Here is a 17,503-nt window from a genome sequence, read left to right as displayed (position 1 = left end):
GCGCGGGAGGGGTTGCATCGAACTCTGCGACAATGTACACATGCCCACCCCCACCGCGGTCGCGACCCTGCACACCAACCACGGCGACATCGTCGTCAACCTGTTCGGAGACCACGCTCCGCGCACGGTCGAGAACTTCATCGGCCTGGCGGACGGGACCGGCGAGTGGAAGAACCCCGCGACCGGCAAGCCCGGCGAGGGCCCGCTCTACAAGGACATCGTGTTCCACCGCATCATCCCCAACTTCATGATCCAGGGCGGCGACCCGCTCGGGCAGGGCACCGGCGGCCCGGGCTACACCTTCAACGACGAGATCCACCCCGAGTTGAACTTCCAGCAGCCGTACATCCTCGCCATGGCCAACGCCGGTCTTCGCCGCAACGCCATCACGGGGAAGGCCGAGGGCACGAACGGCTCCCAGTTCTTCATCACGACCGATCCCACTCCCTGGCTCCAGGGCAAGCACACGATCTTCGGTGAGGTGGCGGATGCCGCGTCCCGCGCGGTCGTCGATGAGATCAGCGGTGTCGCCACCGCCGCGGGTGACCGGCCCATCGAGCCCGTCGTCCTCGAGTCGATCGACGTCACCGCGGCCTGACCGGCCCGGGACCGTCGCTCTCGTCCGTGACCACCGACGCGTTCCGTCGCAACAGCGACAACTTCTGCTACCGGCATCCCGACCGCGTGAGCTTCGTGCTCTGCCAGCGGTGCCTGCGCACGATCTGCCCCGAGTGCCAGACCCAGGGCGCCGTGGGCGTCATCTGCCCGGAGTGCATGCGCGACCAGCAGAAGGCGGTCTCCGAGACGCAGCGCAAGGCCGAGCGGCGGTGGTCGCGTTCTCAGCCGATGGCTCTGTCGGGCGGGCGCCCGTACGCGACGTACGGCATCGTCCTCGTGACCGCCATCGTCTACGTGCTGCAGCTCCTGATCCCCTTCGTCGAACCGTGGCTGGCGTTCAACAGCCTCTTCGTCCTGCCGGGCGGGCAGGCGCCGCTCCAGCCATGGCGGCTCATCACGGTGCTCTTCGTGCACGGCAGCTTCCTGCACGTCGCGCTCAACATGCTCGCGCTCTGGATGATCGGCAGGATCCTCGAGCCGATGCTCGGCCACTGGCGATTCGTGGTCCTGTACTTCCTCGCGGGCCTCGGCGGATCGGTCGCGGTCGCGCTGCTGGCTCCAGGAGTATGGGTCGTGGGGGCGTCAGGCGCCATCTTCGGCCTCTTCGGCGCGCTCCTCGTGATCGGGCGCCACATCGGCGCCGACATCCGCCGGATCGCGATCGTCATCGCGATCAACTTCGCATGGCCGTTCATCTACGCGCTGGCGAGCAGCATCGGACGCGGTTCCTTCAGCGATGCTCTGGCCGCGATCTCCATCTCGTGGCAGGCGCACCTCGGTGGCCTGCTGATCGGCGGTCTGGTGGGGCTGATCTTCGCGCGTACGCGCCGGCGTGAGCAGCGTGCCCTGCAGATCTGGCTGCTGGTCGCCGTGGCGCTCGGGTGCATCGCCCTTCTGGCGATTCCCGCGCTCATCTACCGGTAGAAGTTATCCACAGGTTCATCCCCAGGTGGGGATGAATCACAGGCGTGTAATTCTTGTGATCGTCAACCTGTGGAAAACCACACGGCCGAGACTCGACGTGCGAGTCTCGGCCGGTGAAGGACGAAGGGGCGGCTGTCAGCGCCACCGGGTGGTCATCAGGAATCCGATGAAGGCGATGCCGAACCCGATCACCAGGTTCCAGCCGGCGATGCCGGGAATCGGCGCCGCCATTCCGCTGAGGTAGAAAACCAGGATCCAGACCAGCCCGATCAGCATGAGGCCGATCATGACGGGTTTGAACCAGACGGGATTCGGGGCCGCTTCGCCCTCGTTGCGCTCGACGAGCTCCTCGTCTTTGCCAGATCGTGCCATGTGCCCAGTCTATCGCCGCGGTCGCGGTCACCTTGCTGACTTAGAATCCCCCTGTGGATGACGCTTCCAGCCCGGGGGGAACGGGTACGGACGATGACGCGCCCAGGCGCCGTGATCGCGCGCGCAGCCGACCCCGGCGCCGCGCGTCGGTGGTCGGCATCCTGGGCGAGATCCTCATCACTCTCGGTGTCGTCACGCTGCTCTTCGTCGCGTGGCAGCTGTGGCTCGGCGATGTGATCTACGGCGCCGAGCKGGCGTCCCAGGCAGAGGAGCAGAGCCAGCTCTGGCAGCAGCAGTACGAGGAGCAGGCCACCGCGACGCCCGAGGCGACGGAGACACCCGAACCCGCGCCCGCGGATCCGACCGCCGACCCGGTCATCCTCGCTGAGCCCGCCGACGCCCAGATCTTCGGAATCATGTGGATCCCGCGACTCGGCGCGGACTACCACGTGAACATCGCCGGCGGTGTCACACGCGCCGGCACACTGGACCCGATCGGGATCGGCCACTATCCAGGCACGCAGATGCCTGGTGAGCTGGGCAACTTCGCCCTGGCGGCCCACCGCACGACCTGGGGCAAGCCGTTCAACCGGATCGCGGAGATCCATGTGGGTGACGCCATTGTGATCGAGACGCCGGACGGCTGGTACACCTACCGATTCCGCACCCTCGAATACGTCCGGCCCAGCGCGGTCGAGGTGATCCTGCCCGTGCCGCAGCAAGTCGGAGTCGAGGCCGACGACCGCTATCTGACCATGACGAGCTGCAGCCCGATGTACTCGCTGGCAGAGCGCATCGTCGGGTTCAGCGCGTTCGAGTCCTTCACGCCGCGGTCTGCCGGCGTACCCGCCTCTCTGACGGGAGGGGTGGCCTGATGTACGCGGGGCTCTGGCGCCTCCTCCCCGGGCCGTGGTGGCTGCGGGTGCTTCTGCTCGTGATCCTCTTCACCGCCGTGCTGTACGGGCTCTTCTTCTACGTCTTCCCGTGGGTGAGCGTCACCTTCCTGCCGCAGGAAGTGACGGTCGAGTGACGAGCATCCTCGTCATCGACAACCACGACAGCTTCGTCCACACCCTCGTCGGGTATCTGCGCGAGCTGGGCGCCGGCACCGACCTCGTCGAAGCCGACTCGATACCTCCGGACGAGGTGTTCGAGCGGATCGCGGGCTATGGCGGAGTGCTGGTCTCACCCGGTCCCGGCACTCCGGAGCGCGCGGGGGCGTCGATCGCGGCGGTCCGCGCCGCAGCCGATCTGCGCATCCCTCTCCTCGGCGTGTGCCTGGGCCATCAGGCGATCGCCGCCGCGTTCGGCGCGGAGGTCGACCATGCGCCCGAACTGATGCATGGGATCACCTCGCTCGTCCACCACGACGGTGGGGCGCTCTACGCGGGGCTGCCTGACCCGTTCATCGCCACCCGCTACCACTCGCTCGCCGTGGTGCCGGAGTCCGTGCCTCCGTCACTCGTGGTGACGAGCCGTACGGACACCGGCGTCATCATGGGGGTCCGTCACACGGAGCTGCCCATCGAAGGCGTGCAGTTCCACCCTGAGGCGGTGCTCACCCAGGGCGGGCACCGCCTGCTCGGCAACTGGCTGGAGACGGCAGGACTCAGGGATGCCGCGGCTCGCGGCGCCGCACTCAGCCCGCGTCGCCGGCCGGAGCGCCCGTACAGTAGGTGAGCGTGATGGTGGAGTGCACCGGCACGTCTCCCGGAGGGAGGGACTGCTGGCTCACGGTCGGAGACGGCGAAGCGGGGCACCCCGGGTCTTCGGCAGTGGTCACCACCAGGGCGACGTCGGGTGCCTCGAGCTCCCTCGTGGCCGCATCTACGGTGTAGCCCTTGTAGTCGACGATGGTGACGAGGCCGGACGCCACCACGAGGTTCACGACCGTTCCGATCGCGACCTCGGTCCCGGATGCCGGATCCGCCGAGATGACGGTGCCGGCCGCGAGGTCGGGATCGTTGCGCGGCGTCATGGCACCGACGGCGAGCTGAGCGGACGCGAGGGCGGAGCGCGCGGCATCCTCTCCCAGTCCTTGGAGTGGCGGGACGACCACCGTCTCCTGACCGGCGGAGACGTACACCTTCACCTGCTGGCCTTGCGCCACCGAGATGCCCGCCTCAGGGTCGGTGCGGATGACATTGCCCTCTGCCACCTCGGTGCTCGGCTCATCCAGGCGGTAGGCGAGGAGATCCTCCTGTCCGAGGATCTCGTTCGCGCGGTCATAGGTCATGTCCGTCACGTCAGGGATGATGCGGGAGCCCGCGGGCACCTGCTCCTGGGTCTGGATGGAGGTCACCCAGAACACGAGCCCGATGAGCAGCGCCGCGAGGACCGCGACCCCCGCCCAGATCCAGGCCACCGGAGGACCCGACTGCGTGCGGGTCATCGTGGTGTCGGTGCTCAGCTGTCGGAGCGATCGGGCGGTCTCCGCCGCCTGACGGGGGTTGGGCCCGTAGAGCTCGCTCGTGAGCGCGCCGACCTGTCGCTTCGAGGGCGACTTGCCGTCGATCGCGGCATCGAGAGCTTCGCGGAAGGATGCCGCATCCTGATAGCGCTGGAAGGGGTCCTTCGCCAGCGCGCGCAGTGCGATCGCATCGAGCGACCGCGGAACCGTCTCGTTGATCTCGGACGGCGGGACCGGCGTCTCGCTCACATGCTGGTAGGCGACCGCCACGGGCGTCTCACCGCGGAACGGCTGACGTCCGGCGAGCAGCTCGTACAGGACCACGCCCGCCGAATACACGTCCGCTCGGGCATCGACCGGCTCGCCCTTGGCCTGCTCGGGGGAGAAGTACGCGGCGGTGCCGAGGATCTGCGTGGTCTCGGCCACCGTGGAGGACGAGTCCGACACGGCGCGGGCGATGCCGAAGTCCATGACCTTCACCTGGCCGGCGTCGGTGACCATGACGTTGCCCGGCTTGATGTCGCGGTGCACGACCCCCGCCCTGTGCGAGTACTCGAGCGCCTCGAGGATCCCGTCGACGTAGCGCAGTGCGTCGGGCACAGGCACGGGACCCGCGGCGATGATGTCCTTGAGCAGCGAGCCCTGGACGAGCTCCATGACGATGAACGGGACCGGGCTGACGGTGCCGTCCGGCGCCATCTCGCTGTCTTCGCCGGCGTCATAGACGCGGACGATCGTCGGGTGCGACATGCGGGAGGCGGCCTGCGCCTCGAGGCGGAAGCGCGTCCGGAATGCGCCGTCGTGGGCGAGGTCCCTCCGCAGCACCTTGATCGCCACCACCCGCCCGAGGGTCAGGTCGTAGCCTCGGTAGACGCTCGCCATGCCGCCTCGACCGATGGGTTCATCGACGCGGTAGCGTCCCGAGAGCACACGCGGCTCAGCTGTCACGGTAACTCCCTGGGTGGACCAGATTCAGCCTAACGGACGGATCCGGTCGCACCCGCGGCGCGGGTCACGGGGTGGGGGACGCCTGCGGTTCGGGCTCGGTCTGCTCCGCCGATTCAATCTGGGCGTTCGCCTCGGCGGACGCTGGAGACGTGCGCTGCTCGCCGTTGCCCGTGCACGTCACGGTGTACGTCACGATGACGGTCTGCCCGGAATCGCCGGTGATGAGCAGATCGGCCGAGCGCTCCGCCGCCGGGAACGATGCGGTCGACTGACCCGTCACGGGGAACGTCCCCTGTGTGGCGGTGAGGTTGTACGCACTGGGCGAACCCGCCCCTGAGGGGCACGAGTAGCCGGTCCACGTCACCTGCACCGTGTCGCCCTGGGCGACCGGCGACGCGAGGCTCGGGGCGGAGGGCGCGGTGAGCGGCGTCTGGTCTCCGTAGAAGGTGAGGGTCAGCAGCTGCGACGGCGCGATCCTGCCGCTCGGCGACACCTGGTAGACGATGCCGATCTGGTCTCCGGAGGCAGCGGCGTTCCCGCCTACGCAGTTCACGGCATCCACACCCGCGTCTTTCGCAGTCTGCGCCGCCTCGTCGCAGTTCATGCCCTTGAGTGCGAGCGCGTCGATGTCGATGAGCGTCTCGGTCGGGGTGGGAGTGGGCGTGGGCGAAGCCGACGTCTGGGTCGCCGATGGAGTCGGCGAGGGCTTCGGGTCGTCGCCATTGTTGGCGAAGATCGCCCACAACGTGCCGCCCAGAATGAGCAGCAGCAGCGCGATCAGCGCGATGAGCGGCCACGTCCACGGGCTTCGCTTGCGCTTCTGGTCGTCCGCTTCGGGATCGACGATGACGCCAGGCTCCGTGAGGAGACGAGTCGCGGCGGAAGTCTCGAGGAGCTGCGTCGCACCGTCCGCCGCGATCAAGCCGCCGGCGACCGCGGGCACGGCGGCCGCTGCGGCTGCGACATCCCCCCTCCGAAGCGCCGTCGCCGCGCGGGCGACAGCCGAGGAAGTCGCGGGGCGGTCTTCGGGCTTCTTGGCGATCATCGCCATGACGAGGTTCTGCACCGGGGTGGCGACCGTGGGGGGCAGCGGCGGGGGCTGCTCGTTGATCTGCGCCATCGCGATCGCGACCTGCGACTCGCCGGTGAAAGGCCGTTTGCCCGCCAGCGACTCGTACGCGACGATGCCGAGCGAGTAGGTGTCGGTCGCGGGCGACGCCGGATGGCCTGATGCCTGCTCGGGCGAGAGGTACTGGACAGTGCCCATCACCTGGCCGGTGGCGGTGAGCGGCACCTGGTCGGCGATCCGCGCGATGCCGAAGTCCGTGATCTTCACTCGCCCATCGGGCGTGATGAGGAGGTTGCCCGGCTTGATATCGCGGTGCACGAGGCCGGCCGAGTGCGCGGCCTGCAGGGCGGCGGACGTCTGGGCGACGATGTCGAGCGTCTTGTCGGTGGAAAGCTGGCCATCGCGCTCGAGGATCGTCGAAAGCGCCTCACCCGGGACGAGCTCCATGACGAGGAACGCGGAGCCGTTCTCCTCGCCGTAGTCGAAGACGCTCGCGATGCCCTCGTGGTTGACGAGCGCGGCGTGACGGGCCTCGGCGCGGAAGCGCTCGAGGAATCCGGGGTCGCCCATGTACTCGTCTTTGAGGATCTTGATGGCGACCGTTCGGCCGATGACGTGATCGGTCGCCTCCCACACCTCGCCCATGCCGCCGATCGCGATCCGCGAATCGAGCTCGTAGCGTCCGCCGAACGTCGCACCCTGCGTCGGTCTCATTTGCCCACCACCGCCTCCATGACCTGCTTCGCGATAGGCGCCGCGAGCGTGTTGCCGCTGCCCGATTGTCCTCGACCACCGCCGTTTTCGACGACCACCGCGACAGCCACCCGGGGGTTGTCGGCCGGTGCGAAACCCGTGAACCACAACGTGAATGGCTCGCTGTCGCCGTTCTCTGCAGTCCCGGTCTTACCGGCCACATCGACGCCGTCTATTCTTGCACCCGATGCTGCGCCGTCACTGACATTGGCGACCATCATCGCGACCATCTCCTGTGCCAGATCCTCGTCGAGCGCGCGCCCGAACTCGGTGCTCTCGAACGTCTGCTGCACCGAAAGGTCGGGTGCCAGCACTCTGTCCACCATGCGTGGGTTCATGACGATTCCCCCGTTCGCGATGCCCGCCGACACCATTGCCATCTGCAGGGGCGTGGCGGTCACCTGGCCCTGTCCGAATCCTGTGAGCGCCGTCTGCGCGTCGTCGAGGCCCCGGGGGTAGCTCGACGGCGTCGTGACCAGCGGAAGCTCGAATGACGCGTTGAAGCCGTACTTCTCGGCTTCGTCGCGGATCGCGGTGTCTCCGAGCTCGACGGCGAGCTCCGCGAAGGGGATGTTGCAGCTGAGCCTCAGCGCCTCGGCGATCGTGACCGTGTCACCCGGGCCGCACGTGCCGCCGGTTGAGTTGAAGACGAGGCTGCTGGACTGCGGCAGCTGATACGACGCGGGATTCGGCAGCGTCGACTGGCTGGTGTATTTCCCGGAAGCGAGCGCGGCCGAAGCCACGACGAGCTTGAACGTGGACCCGGGCGGGTTGAGATCGCCGCCGATCGTGCGATTGAACAGCGGATGCGCGGCATCCGCCTCCAGCGCGTCGTAGTAGTCGTTCGCCGCAGTCGAGTCGTGAGCCGCCAGAAGGTTGGTGTCGAAGGTGGGACTGGAGACCATCGCGAGGATCCGCCCGGTGGACGGCTCGATGGCGACGACCGCGCCCTGGGTGTCACCCAGCGCCTCGAAGGCGGCGCGCTGCACGTTGGCGTCGAGGGACAGCACGACGTTGGATCCGCGCTGGGGCTGACCCGTCACGATCTGCTCCAGTCGCGCGAGGAACTGCGAGCCCGCCGTTCCGCTCAGCTCCTGGTTCATCTCGAGCTCGATGCCCGTCGCGGAGCCGAGGACCGGGTTGATCCAGCCGGTGACCTGGCTCCACATCGGGGCATCGGTGTAGACCCGCTGCCAGCTGTAGACGTCGTCGGAGGCGACGGAGGTCGCGATCGCCGCGCCGCTCGCGATGATGGAGCCGCGCTGGACCTGGTACGAGTCGTAGAGGGCGCGCGTGTTGCGGGGATTCTCCGCCAGAGTCTCGGCCTGGACCACCTGGATCCAGCTGGTGGAGGCGAACAGGGCGAGGAACATCACGAGCATCACGATGCTGAGGCGGCGCAGTTCTTTGGTCACGACCTGCACCTCCCGTGAACAGACCGTGAGCCTCCACCGGACTGCCGAGAACGCGGGTGCGCCCCGCGCTCTCGTCCGGCAGAAGGAGGCTCACGGGTCAGGAGTGTCGGGATGTCGGCGGGCATCAGCCGATCACCACCCGCGGGCGGCTGCGGACAGCATCCGAGATCCGAAGGAGCAGCGCGACGATGATCCAGTTGGCGACCAGCGACGAGCCACCCGCGGCGAGGAACGGGGTGGTGAGGCCGGTGAGCGGGATGACGCGAGTGACGCCTCCGACCATGATGAACACCTGCAGCGCGATGGTGAACGAGAGGCCGGTCGCGAGGAGCTTCCCGAAGTCGTCCTGACCGGCGAGGCCGATGCGGATGCCGCGGCTCGCGAACACCATGTAGAGCGACAGGATCGCGAAGACGCCGACGAGCCCGAGCTCCTCGCCGAGACTCGGCAGGATGTAGTCGCTCTGCGAGAGCGGGGTGATGTACGGCCGGCCCTGTCCGAGGCCGGTGCCCACCAGGCCTCCCTGAGCGAGGCCGAAGATGCCCTGGACGAGCTGGTAGCTGCCGCCCGTCGCTTCGAGCACCTCCGGATTGAAGGCATCCAGCCAGTTCTGGAACCGGCCCTGCACGTACGGGAGCACCCGCGAGGCGAGGAAGGCGCCCGCCAGCGCGAGGGCGACGCCGATCACGACCCAGCTGGTCTTGCCCGTTGCGACGTAGAGCATCGCGACGAACATTCCGAAGATCAGGAGCCCGGTTCCGAGATCGCGCTGGAGCACGATGATCACGAGCGACACGAACCAGATGACCAGCAGCGGACCGAGCTCGCGGGCACGCGGCCAGGTGATCCCGAGGAAGCGGGTCCCCACCGAGCTGAGCGACTCGCGCGTGCGCACGAGATAGCCCGCGAAGAAGATCGCGAGGGCGATCTTCGCGAGCTCACCGGGCTGGAAGGAGAAGAAGCCGAGACGCACCCACACATCGGCGTTAGCGTCGGCTCCGAGCCCCGGGATCACCGGGAGGAGCAGCAGCCCGATGCCGACGAACCCGGCGATGTAGGTGTAGCGGAAGAGCACCCGGTAGTTGCGCAGCAGCAGCACCACCGCGACTGCGCCGACCAGTGCGATCGCCGTCCACGCGAGCTGGCGAGTGGATGCGGCATCCCAGCCCTGATCCTCGATCGCGATGTCGATCCGGTAGATCATCGCGATGCCCAGTCCCGTGAGGAGGGTCGCGATCGGCACGATGAAGGGGTCGGCATCCCGTGCCCTCAGGCGCAGGACGATGTGGAGCGCGAGCACGAGGGCCGTCAGGCCACCGCAGTAGATCAGGAAGTTGCCGTCGATGGCCCCGAGCGCGCCGAGCTGCACCAGGGCGACGGCCGACGCGTTGATGATGAACGCGAAGACGAGCAGACCGAGCTCGCGGTTGCGCTGCGTCTGGGGCACCCGGATGCGCTTGAGCGCACGGAGGACGGCGGTGTCGGTCGCGATCGCTCCTGTGGCGGTCGAATCTGCTGCGGTCATCATCCTCCTCCTCCCGCTGAATCGGCGAGGCTCGCGACGATGCGCTGCGCGTGCTCGAGGGAGGACGTCGCAATGGTCTGCTCCACGGTGCTGCGCGCGAACTCGGAGAGATCGTCGAGGGGGATGCCGGTGTCCTCGTACGGCGTCGAGAGCGAGAACGGGCCCAGGTTCTGCTGAATCCCCTGGTAGATCACGACGGTGTCTTCGTCGGCGCCCACGAAATACCGCGTCTGGGTCCACTGATACGCCAGTGCGAGCCCCGCCGCGAGCAGCAGCAGCGCGAGGGTGACTCCGACGATCCAGCCGATCGAGCGCCGCCTGGCGCGCCGGCGATCCTCTTCGATGAGCTCCTCGAGGAACTCGGGCGCCGGCTCGAAGTGGGAGGGCTCATTCGCGGCCTGACGCACGGGGTGCAGCCATCCCCCGCGGCCCGACCGCGCCGCCGGGATGTCGATCCCGATGGGCGTGGAAGCGGATCCGACGATGGTCGGCGTGCCGGAGAAGACGGGATGCTGGCCCCCCACGTCGACGAGGACGATCGTGACGTTGTCGGGGGCCCCGCCGTCGAGCGCCTGCTTCAGAAGGATGTCGGCCGTGCGCCCGGGAGGGAGGCCCTGCGTGAGGACCTTCGCCATGTGCGCCTCGTCGACCACACCGGTCAGACCATCGGAGCACAGCAGCCACCGGTCGCCGGGCTGCGTGGGCATGATGAACGTGTCGACTTCGGGGTCGGTGTCCATGTCGCCGAGCACGCGCATGAGCACGGACCGCCGGGGATGGTACCGCGCCTCTTCGGGCGTGATGCGACCGGAGTCGACCAGCCGCTGCACGAACGTGTGATCGGTGGTGATCTGGGTGAGGGTGTCGTCGCGGTAGAGGTAGATGCGCGAGTCGCCGATGTGGGCGATCACGGCGTACTCGTCGACCATGACGAGCGCGCTGACGGTGGTTCCCATGCCGGCGAGCTCGGGACGGATCCTGACGGTCTCGCTCAGTTCGCTCGCGGCATCCGCAATGGCGTGGCGCAGGGCGAGCTCCGCCTGCGAGGTCGAGTCGAAGGGCTGGTCGACCGACTCGAGCCGGGCGACCGCGAGGCTCGAGGCCACGTCGCCGCCCGCGTGGCCGCCCATTCCGTCGGCGACGGCGAACAGGTTCGAGCCGGAATACCCGGAGTCCTGGTTGTTGGAGCGCACCTTGCCGGTGTGCGAGATCGCAACGCTCGAGCCCTGGAAGACCATCTGTCGGGTGACCGCTCGCTACTTCCGCAGCTCGAACGTCGTGGCGCCGACCTTGATGGGCGCTCCGACGACGATCGGCACGGGAGTGGTCACACGGAGGCTGTCATGCCAGGTGCCGTTGGTGGAGTCGAGGTCCTGGATCATCCACTGCTCGCCCCAGAGGAGCAGGCGGGCGTGGTGGCTCGAGGTGTAGTCGTCGCGGATGACGAGGCCCGACTCGCTGGATCGTCCGATCGTGAGGGGCTCGGTGCCGAGGGGCAGTTCGAGCCCGGCCTTGGGGCCGCTCGTGATGACGATGCGTGAAACGGTCGAGGTGGTCGCCTTGCCCCCCTTCACCGGGGCGGCGGCGGCTGCCGGGACGGCGCTGGTGGGGGCGGATGCCGAGGCCGCCGCCGCGGCGGGCACGGCTGCGGCCTGGGGCTCCGGCATCCGGCGCACCTTCACCCCGAAGAGATCCGCACGCAGCGAATAGACCACGGCGAAGACGAACGCCCACAGCAGCACGAGGAAGCCGATGCGCAGGAGGAGGAGCGTCAGTTCGCTCAAGGGAGCGGACCTCCCTCGCGGATGTCGAAGGCGCGCGTCATGTCGGTCGGAAGCGGCGGCTTCGGTGGAAGCGGCGGCGATGCCTGCGCCACGACGTGGAAGACGATGTCGGTGCGCCCGATCGTGACGGTCGAGTCGGGGGTCAGCGCGGCCTCGACCACCTTCACACCGTTCAGCAGCGTTCCGTTGGTCGAGTTCATGTCGCGGACCATCGCTCGCTCGCCGTCCCAGAGGATCTCGACGTGCCGGCGGCTCGTGCCGGCGTCGGCGATGGTGATGTCGGCATCGCTGCCACGGCCGATCACGGTGCGGGCCTTGACGAGCGGATGCCGCTTGCCCTCGACATCGACGACACCCCGCCACGACACCCGGCCTTCTGCCGTCAAGGAGTCGACTCGCAGCGTGCCGGTCGAGAGCTGATCGTCTCGCGTGATGGCGATCGTCACCGGTCCCGCGAACGTGTAGCCCTGCGCCTTGGCGTGCTTGCGCACGAGGGTGTCGAGTTCGTGGTCGAGCGCGCCGCCCAGCGCCTTCATCTTCTCGTCGTCGGACGGGGCCAGCCGCACGGTGAACGTGTTGGGCGCCAGAATCCGATCGCGGCTGACGATCGCAGCCTTCTTGTCGAGCTCGCTCCGCAGGGCGGATGCGATCTCGACAGGCTGGATGCCGCTGCGGAAGGTCTTTGCGAACGCGCTGTTGACGGCGCGCTCAAGCCCCTTCTCGAAGCTGTCAAGTAGTCCCACAAGACTCCTCAGGCAGGCGGACCGGTGCCTACATGCTAGTCATCGACCCTGCGACATCGCCGAACCGCGCTGCCGTGGGGGCCCGAGGATTCGGGTGGCCCGAAGGAGCATGATATCCTCGGGAAGTTGATTCGGGGCTACCACCCCGGTTCGCGCGAGTGGCGGAATAGGCAGACGCGCTGGCTTCAGGTGCCAGTGCCCGAAAGGGCGTGGGGGTTCAACTCCCCCCTCGCGCACGAAACGAAGAATGGCCCCCAATCTTTTTTGGGGGCCATTCTTCGTTTCGTCCGGAGGTGCTGCTGCGAACTCGACTGCAGCCGGGTCAGGCGCCGTCGAGCACCGGCAGCAGGGTGAAGAGGATCTCCTCCACCTCATGCCCGACGCCCGGGGCGAAGGCCACGGTGCGCGACACCTCGGTGAACCCGCCCCGCTCGAGGACGGCGATCCACGCGAGGTCATCGGGGGCTGCTCGAGCGAAAAGGGGCCGGATCGGCTCCCGGGAGGTGAGGAGGCGCAGAGTGTCCGTGGCGACGCCGCGTCCCCACGCGTGGTGCGCGATCCAGCAGGTCGCCTCCCGCTCGCCGTCGACGGTGAACAGAGCCGCCATTCCGGCGAAGCCCCCGCGCTCGGTGACGACGAAGAGGTCGACATCCGTCGACGATCTCTCACGTGAGATCCACTGGTCGAATGCCGCTCGATCATCGGGATCGGATGCCGTGAACCCGGCCATCCTGACCGCGTCCCGGTCGCGCATCATCTCGAAGATCGCGTCGAGATCGTCGTCGCGCAGGTCTCGAAGCTCGATGTTTCCCACGGGCTCACCGTATCGAGCGGCACGGCCCTGCGGGAGCCTTTCGGCAGTCGAGTCAGAGGACGGCGTGGACGGCGCGGAGTGCCTGCTCGGCGGCGTCGCCGTCGCGGGCCGCCACAGCCTCGCGGAATCGCACGTACGCTTCGGTGCGAGCGACCGGGCATTCGATGAGCGGGTGCCACCCCAGCAGGTTGCGACGGATCGCGATCTCGGCCTCGTTCATGAGCGTGATGAAGGCGCGGTTCCGCGTCGCGTAGGTCATCGTCTCGAAGAGGTCCGCGCTGGCGTCCACGACGCCGGGGTGATCGTCGGCGAGAGACGCCGCGATGATCGCGTCGATCTGGGCGAGCGCCTGGGTCAGCACGACGTCGGTGCAGCGCGCGACGGCGACTCGCACGATGTTCCCCATGAACAGGACGGCGAACTCGTGCGTGTCGTCGATGAGCTTCTCATCGGGGATCGACACGCGCGTGTACCGGTTGGGTGCCACCTCGACGAGGCCGGTGCGCTCCAGCCGCTGGAGCGCCTCGCGCACCGGCGTGCGGGATACTCCGAGCCACCCGGCGATCTCTTGGTCGCGGAGGTGCTGCCCCGGGGCCAGGCGGCCATCGAGGATCGCCTCACCGATGGCTCCGTAGACCTCGTCGCCGAGTACGGTGCCGTGCGGGTCGACGGGCATGAGCGGAACACTGGTCATGGGCGCCGACAAGTTTACGCCGAGGGCGACGAAGCCTCGTGCCGGACCGATATATCGGTAGAGTGTCGGGTGTCGCGCTTCGGCGTGGCCTATCCGGGGGGATCCGTCGGCGCCCGGGCCTGTTGAGCTCTGCTCGGCCCGGGCGTTCGATGGGCGGATGCCCTTGAGCGCGGGTCGGCAAGACGTCGCGCAACGGTTATGTCACCTTCCGAAACGAAGCTGAAGACTGCCGCGCGCCTCCGATAGCGTGGGATTCGTCGGCATCCATCCGTGTCGAATACGAGCGAAGAACGGCATTTCATGAGCACCCAGGGCACCGTCAAATGGTTCAACTCCGAGAAGGGCTTCGGCTTCATCGCGCCGGATGACGGTGGCGCAGACGTCTTCGCGCACTTCACCGCGATCCAGGCCGGCGGCTACCGCTCGCTCGAGGAGAACCAGCGCGTGGAGTTCGAGGTCGCGCAGGGCCCCAAGGGCCTGCAGGCGGAGAACATCCGCCCCCTCGCGTAACCCCAGCGAACCACACCGCCTCACCCGCCTTCGGGTGCAGGCGGTGTTTCCGCGTTTTTGGGAGTTCCGCAGGGCTCGGGAAGATGACAACCCGGTCGGGCGATGGGCGGCTCAGGTGCGCGGGAGGATCCGCGTCATGAGACCTGGGTCCGGTCGTAGTCGGCGAGTGCCTTGGCGTCTTCCGCCTCGCGCATCGCGCGTCGGGCAGCGTCCAGAGCCGAGACGGGGTCTGGCGCCTGACGCGCCTCGGCGAGCTCACGCTGCGCCGTGAGCAGCCGCAGCCGTGCTGATGCCGAACGCGAATGGGCGACGGCCGCCTCGGCCTGAGCGACGACCCCGCGCGCGGCGGCGAGGGTTCCGGGAAGGGCGGTGCGCGCCCCCCGCAGGCGCTGCTGCGCCGTCCGCGCATCACCCAGCGCGAGATCCAGGCGGTCCCGAAGGCGGGCGATGCGGTCCACGGCGTGCGTCGGACGTCGTGCCGCCGACGGATGAAGGGCATCGAGCTGGGCGGAGATGTCGCGGACTTCGCTCGCGAGACGGGTCGCCTCGGCCGGGGGAAGATGCTCGCACGTCGTGACGGCCTGCCGCAGGGCGGTGCGCGCCGCCTCGAACTCCTCGGCGAGAGCCTGGCCGGCCTGGGTGAGCAGCCGATGCGTCTCTTCGAGGGTGCGCGCGTCCGCTTCGGCGAGGCGCAGCCTGCGCTCCGCCATCGCCAGGTCGGCCAGTGCGGTGCGCGTCGGATCAGCGGCCTCGGCCGCGGCGCGGTCGAGAAGGCGCTCAGCCTCATCGGCCTCGGACAGCGCGGATTCGGCCGCGCGGGCGGCATCCGTCCACTCCTCCTCGTCGTAGCGAGACTCGAGGTCCGCGACGAGGCGACGAGGATCGCCCATCGCGGCGCGCAGGGAGGCCAGCCTCCGGCGCTCGGCCTCGACCTGCTGTGCGGCGCTGACGTTCTGCTGCACCCAGGCGGAATGCTCGGCGTGGGCGCGCTGGATCGTCGTGATGGCCTCTGCGGTCTTGCGCTGGATGCGGGCGGACGATCTCCGTATGGCGTCGGGCAGCATCGCGGGGTCGCCGGTCGCGCGGTAGTCCTCGAACGCCGCGTCGCGGATGTGCTGGGCCGTCAGCCGGGCGCGCCGAAGGGATGCCGGCGCATCGCCTCCGTAGAGGGCGCCGGAGAGGCCGGCCTCGAGCTCGAGCTGGGTGACCGCGTCATCGAGGCGCACCAGCGCCGCGCCTGCCGCCTCGCGCTCAGCAAGGGCGGCGCTGCGAGCCCTCGGAGAGCGCCGGGCTCGCCGCACGAGCCACACGGTCACGACGACGACGAGGGCTGCCACGCCGAACACCACGAGCGCCGGGATGATCCACCCCAGGACGCTCGCGATGGTCTCAGGCATCGGCGCCGTCGACGAGGAGGAGGCTCCGCAGCTGATCGACGTCGTCCACGGCCGCCTGGGCTCCGTCCGCCTCATGCGGCCAGCTGAAGCCCCAGCGCACGAAGATCACCGGAACGCCGTGGACGGCGCCGCCTTCGACATCGTGATGCCGGTCACCCACGAGGACGGGCCGGCTGACATCGGCTCCGGCAGCGTCCAGCCGCCGCAGCGCCTCGGCGACGATGTCGGACTTGGCGCTGAGTGTCCGCTCGTCCAGCGTCGCTCCGACGATCGCGGTGAGGTGCTGCGCGAGGCCGAAGTGGTCCATGAGCGCGTCGACCTGGATCTCGGGCTTGGAACTGGCGGTCGCCTGAGGGATGCCGGCCGCCGCCACGTCGGCGATCAGCTCGACGATGCCCGGGAAGAGCTTGGCGCCGGTCGTGTAGCCGTCCGCCTTGCCGAGGGTGCGGTAGAACGCGACGGCCTCGGTGGCCTCGGCGGGCGACATGCCGAGGTGCTCCTGGAAGGTCTCGTACATCGGCGGTCCGATCCAGTGCACCAGTTCGGATCGCGTGGGCGCCTTCCTGCCGAAGTGCTCGTGGGCGATGGTGAGCCGGCGCAATATGCCGTCCGAGGCATCCACGACGGTTCCGTCGACATCCCACAGGACGCAGGTCCACGGCGATCGCATCGGCATGCGCTCAGCCTAGACGGCCGGGGATCATGCACTTCTTCGCAGACGGGTGGCGCCTTCGAGCACCCGTGCAGCGTCGGGAGGCAGGGGCGACGCTCGCAGGAGGGCACTCAGAACAGGGTCGGGATGCCGCTCTCGACGCCCTTCATCGCGTCGTAGTCGAGCACGACGGTGTCGATCCCCCGGTCGCCGGCGAGCGTCTTCGCCTGCGGGGCGATGCTCTGGGCGGCGAGGACACCGCGCACGGGAGCGAGGTGCGGATCGCGGTTGAGCAGTTCGAGGTAGCGCGTGAGCTGCTCGACCGCATCGATGCCGGCTCGACGCTTGACCTCCACCGCGACATGCCTGACCGCCGGCACCGCCGTGTCGATCTCGATCGTCATGCCCGAGACGCTCGTCCGCAGCAGGAGGTCGACGGGCCCGATGGCGGTCGGGAACTCGCGCCGGACGAGCGAGAGGTCAGTGCCGATGACGTCCACCTGCTCGGCGATCAGCCGCTGCAGGTCGGCCTCGACGCCGTCCTTGACGAGCCCCGGATCGATGCCGAGCTCGTGCGCCGAGTCGTGCAGCACCTCGTAGATGCGCACGAGCAGGGCATCGCCCGTCTTGGCGTGCGTCACCCGCCACAGCTCGATGACTCCCGCGGCGGCGGTCTCGGCATCCGGTTCGTGCACGGTGAGAGTGCAGGGCGGGCTCATCCAGTTCAGGGGCTTGTACGAACCGCCGTCCGAGTGGACGAGCAGGCTTCCGTCGCCCTTGTGGACGAGGAGGCGGGTCGCGAGCGGCAGATGCGCGGTGAGACGTCCGGTGTAATCCACGGAGCAGCGGGCGATGACAAGACGCACTCGACGAGC

General features: G+C 68.7%; 19 protein-coding genes and 1 tRNA gene. 7 read left to right on the top strand and 13 right to left on the bottom strand.

Annotation, left to right across the window (positions count from 1 at the left end):
- Positions 1-40 precede the first annotated feature (40 nt).
- On the top strand, positions 41-598 hold the full coding sequence (locus AC1DP3_RS11005) for a peptidylprolyl isomerase (RefSeq protein WP_477293208.1): 558 nt from the start codon (positions 41-43) through the stop codon (positions 596-598).
- A 26-nt stretch (positions 599-624) separates the two neighbouring features.
- A complete protein-coding gene (locus AC1DP3_RS11000) occupies positions 625-1,542 on the top strand; it encodes a rhomboid family intramembrane serine protease (RefSeq protein ID WP_477293207.1) in 918 nt (305 codons plus the stop codon).
- Between the two features lie 135 nt (positions 1,543-1,677).
- Here AC1DP3_RS11000 and AC1DP3_RS10995 read toward each other — a convergent pair whose 3' ends face one another.
- A complete protein-coding gene (locus AC1DP3_RS10995) occupies positions 1,678-1,914 on the bottom strand; it encodes a cell division protein CrgA (RefSeq protein WP_477293206.1) in 237 nt (78 codons plus the stop codon).
- Positions 1,915-1,967: 53 nt separating this feature from the next.
- On the opposite strand from AC1DP3_RS10995, the gene AC1DP3_RS10990 reads away from it, so the two are divergent.
- From AC1DP3_RS10990 to AC1DP3_RS10980, 3 genes are read left to right on the top strand one after another with little or no spacing between them, the layout of a single operon-like run.
- On the top strand, positions 1,968-2,789 hold the full coding sequence (locus tag AC1DP3_RS10990) for a class E sortase (protein WP_477293205.1): 822 nt from the start codon (positions 1,968-1,970) through the stop codon (positions 2,787-2,789).
- On the top strand, positions 2,789-2,944 hold the full coding sequence (locus AC1DP3_RS10985) for a hypothetical protein (protein ID WP_477293204.1): 156 nt from the start codon (positions 2,789-2,791) through the stop codon (positions 2,942-2,944). The genes AC1DP3_RS10990 and AC1DP3_RS10985 overlap by 1 nt, the downstream gene beginning before the upstream one ends.
- Entirely contained in the window at positions 2,941-3,594 is a 654-nt protein-coding gene (locus AC1DP3_RS10980; protein ID WP_477293203.1) for an anthranilate synthase component II, read from the top strand. Before AC1DP3_RS10985 ends, AC1DP3_RS10980 begins: the two co-directional genes overlap by 4 nt.
- Here the strand turns inward: AC1DP3_RS10980 and pknB are convergent.
- From pknB to AC1DP3_RS10945, 7 genes are all read right to left on the bottom strand, one after another.
- A complete protein-coding gene (pknB, locus tag AC1DP3_RS10975) occupies positions 3,554-5,272 on the bottom strand; it encodes a Stk1 family PASTA domain-containing Ser/Thr kinase (RefSeq protein WP_477293202.1) in 1,719 nt (572 codons plus the stop codon). The genes AC1DP3_RS10980 and pknB overlap by 41 nt on opposite strands.
- A 64-nt stretch (positions 5,273-5,336) precedes the next feature.
- The gene (locus AC1DP3_RS10970; protein ID WP_477293201.1) at positions 5,337-7,055 is read right to left on the bottom strand and encodes a serine/threonine-protein kinase; all 1,719 of its coding nucleotides are present in this window, start codon (positions 7,053-7,055) and stop codon (positions 5,337-5,339) included.
- Complete coding sequence (locus tag AC1DP3_RS10965) at positions 7,052-8,509, bottom strand: peptidoglycan D,D-transpeptidase FtsI family protein (protein ID WP_477293200.1); 1,458 nt, start codon at positions 8,507-8,509, stop codon at positions 7,052-7,054. Before AC1DP3_RS10965 ends, AC1DP3_RS10970 begins: the two co-directional genes overlap by 4 nt.
- Before the next feature lie 124 nt (positions 8,510-8,633).
- The gene (locus AC1DP3_RS10960; protein ID WP_477293199.1) at positions 8,634-10,034 is read right to left on the bottom strand and encodes an FtsW/RodA/SpoVE family cell cycle protein; all 1,401 of its coding nucleotides are present in this window, start codon (positions 10,032-10,034) and stop codon (positions 8,634-8,636) included.
- Entirely contained in the window at positions 10,034-11,272 is a 1,239-nt protein-coding gene (locus AC1DP3_RS10955; RefSeq protein WP_477293198.1) for a Stp1/IreP family PP2C-type Ser/Thr phosphatase, read from the bottom strand. The genes AC1DP3_RS10960 and AC1DP3_RS10955 overlap by 1 nt, the downstream gene beginning before the upstream one ends.
- 18 nt (positions 11,273-11,290) lie before the next feature.
- Positions 11,291-11,818: an FHA domain-containing protein FhaB/FipA gene (locus tag AC1DP3_RS10950; protein WP_477293197.1), complete on the bottom strand. Its 528-nt coding sequence runs from the start codon at positions 11,816-11,818 to the stop codon at positions 11,291-11,293.
- Positions 11,815-12,561: an FhaA domain-containing protein gene (locus AC1DP3_RS10945; protein ID WP_477293196.1), complete on the bottom strand. Its 747-nt coding sequence runs from the start codon at positions 12,559-12,561 to the stop codon at positions 11,815-11,817. The genes AC1DP3_RS10950 and AC1DP3_RS10945 overlap by 4 nt, the downstream gene beginning before the upstream one ends.
- 152 nt (positions 12,562-12,713) lie before the next feature.
- Between AC1DP3_RS10945 and AC1DP3_RS10940 the strand changes: the two genes are divergently transcribed.
- Positions 12,714-12,797, top strand: a tRNA-Leu gene (locus tag AC1DP3_RS10940).
- Positions 12,798-12,883: 86 nt separating this feature from the next.
- Here the strand turns inward: AC1DP3_RS10940 and AC1DP3_RS10935 are convergent.
- Positions 12,884-13,375 (bottom strand): GNAT family N-acetyltransferase, encoded by a 492-nt coding sequence (locus tag AC1DP3_RS10935; protein WP_477293195.1) that lies wholly within the window; start codon positions 13,373-13,375, stop codon positions 12,884-12,886.
- 52 nt (positions 13,376-13,427) lie between these two features.
- Positions 13,428-14,069 (bottom strand): GntR family transcriptional regulator, encoded by a 642-nt coding sequence (locus AC1DP3_RS10930; protein WP_477293194.1) that lies wholly within the window; start codon positions 14,067-14,069, stop codon positions 13,428-13,430.
- Positions 14,070-14,369: 300 nt separating this feature from the next.
- Between AC1DP3_RS10930 and AC1DP3_RS10925 the strand changes: the two genes are divergently transcribed.
- A complete protein-coding gene (locus tag AC1DP3_RS10925) occupies positions 14,370-14,579 on the top strand; it encodes a cold-shock protein (protein ID WP_477293193.1) in 210 nt (69 codons plus the stop codon).
- A 134-nt stretch (positions 14,580-14,713) separates the two neighbouring features.
- Here the strand turns inward: AC1DP3_RS10925 and AC1DP3_RS10920 are convergent, their stop codons facing one another.
- The 3 genes from AC1DP3_RS10920 to nucS form a co-directional block, all read right to left on the bottom strand.
- Positions 14,714-15,976, bottom strand: coding sequence for a hypothetical protein (locus tag AC1DP3_RS10920; RefSeq protein ID WP_477293192.1), 1,263 nt, complete (start codon positions 15,974-15,976; stop codon positions 14,714-14,716).
- Positions 15,969-16,652, bottom strand: coding sequence for an HAD hydrolase-like protein (locus tag AC1DP3_RS10915; protein ID WP_477293191.1), 684 nt, complete (start codon positions 16,650-16,652; stop codon positions 15,969-15,971). Before AC1DP3_RS10915 ends, AC1DP3_RS10920 begins: the two co-directional genes overlap by 8 nt.
- Before the next feature lie 107 nt (positions 16,653-16,759).
- A complete protein-coding gene (gene nucS, locus AC1DP3_RS10910; RefSeq protein WP_477293190.1) occupies positions 16,760-17,494 on the bottom strand; it encodes an endonuclease NucS in 735 nt (244 codons plus the stop codon).
- Positions 17,495-17,503: the final 9 nt, after the last annotated feature.

This window comes from Microbacterium sp. P5_B6, from assembly GCF_056400345.1.
Note: the sequence above shows the minus strand (reverse complement) of the source record. Positions and strands in the feature narration are given on the sequence as shown.

Coding starts and splice junctions, on each gene's coding strand:
- AC1DP3_RS11005 (WP_477293208.1), top strand. CDS start 41: ATGCCCACCCCCACCGCGGTCGCGACCCTGCACACCAACCACGGCGAC.
- AC1DP3_RS10995 (WP_477293206.1), bottom strand. CDS start 1,914: ATGGCACGATCTGGCAAAGACGAGGAGCTCGTCGAGCGCAACGAGGGC.
- AC1DP3_RS10985 (WP_477293204.1), top strand. CDS start 2,789: ATGTACGCGGGGCTCTGGCGCCTCCTCCCCGGGCCGTGGTGGCTGCGG.
- AC1DP3_RS10970 (WP_477293201.1), bottom strand. CDS start 7,055: ATGAGACCGACGCAGGGTGCGACGTTCGGCGGACGCTACGAGCTCGAT.
- AC1DP3_RS10960 (WP_477293199.1), bottom strand. CDS start 10,034: ATGACCGCAGCAGATTCGACCGCCACAGGAGCGATCGCGACCGACACC.
- AC1DP3_RS10955 (WP_477293198.1), bottom strand. CDS start 11,272: ATGGTCTTCCAGGGCTCGAGCGTTGCGATCTCGCACACCGGCAAGGTG.
- AC1DP3_RS10930 (WP_477293194.1), bottom strand. CDS start 14,069: ATGACCAGTGTTCCGCTCATGCCCGTCGACCCGCACGGCACCGTACTC.
- AC1DP3_RS10925 (WP_477293193.1), top strand. CDS start 14,370: ATGAGCACCCAGGGCACCGTCAAATGGTTCAACTCCGAGAAGGGCTTC.
- AC1DP3_RS10920 (WP_477293192.1), bottom strand. CDS start 15,976: ATGCCTGAGACCATCGCGAGCGTCCTGGGGTGGATCATCCCGGCGCTC.
- AC1DP3_RS10915 (WP_477293191.1), bottom strand. CDS start 16,652: ATGCCGATGCGATCGCCGTGGACCTGCGTCCTGTGGGATGTCGACGGA.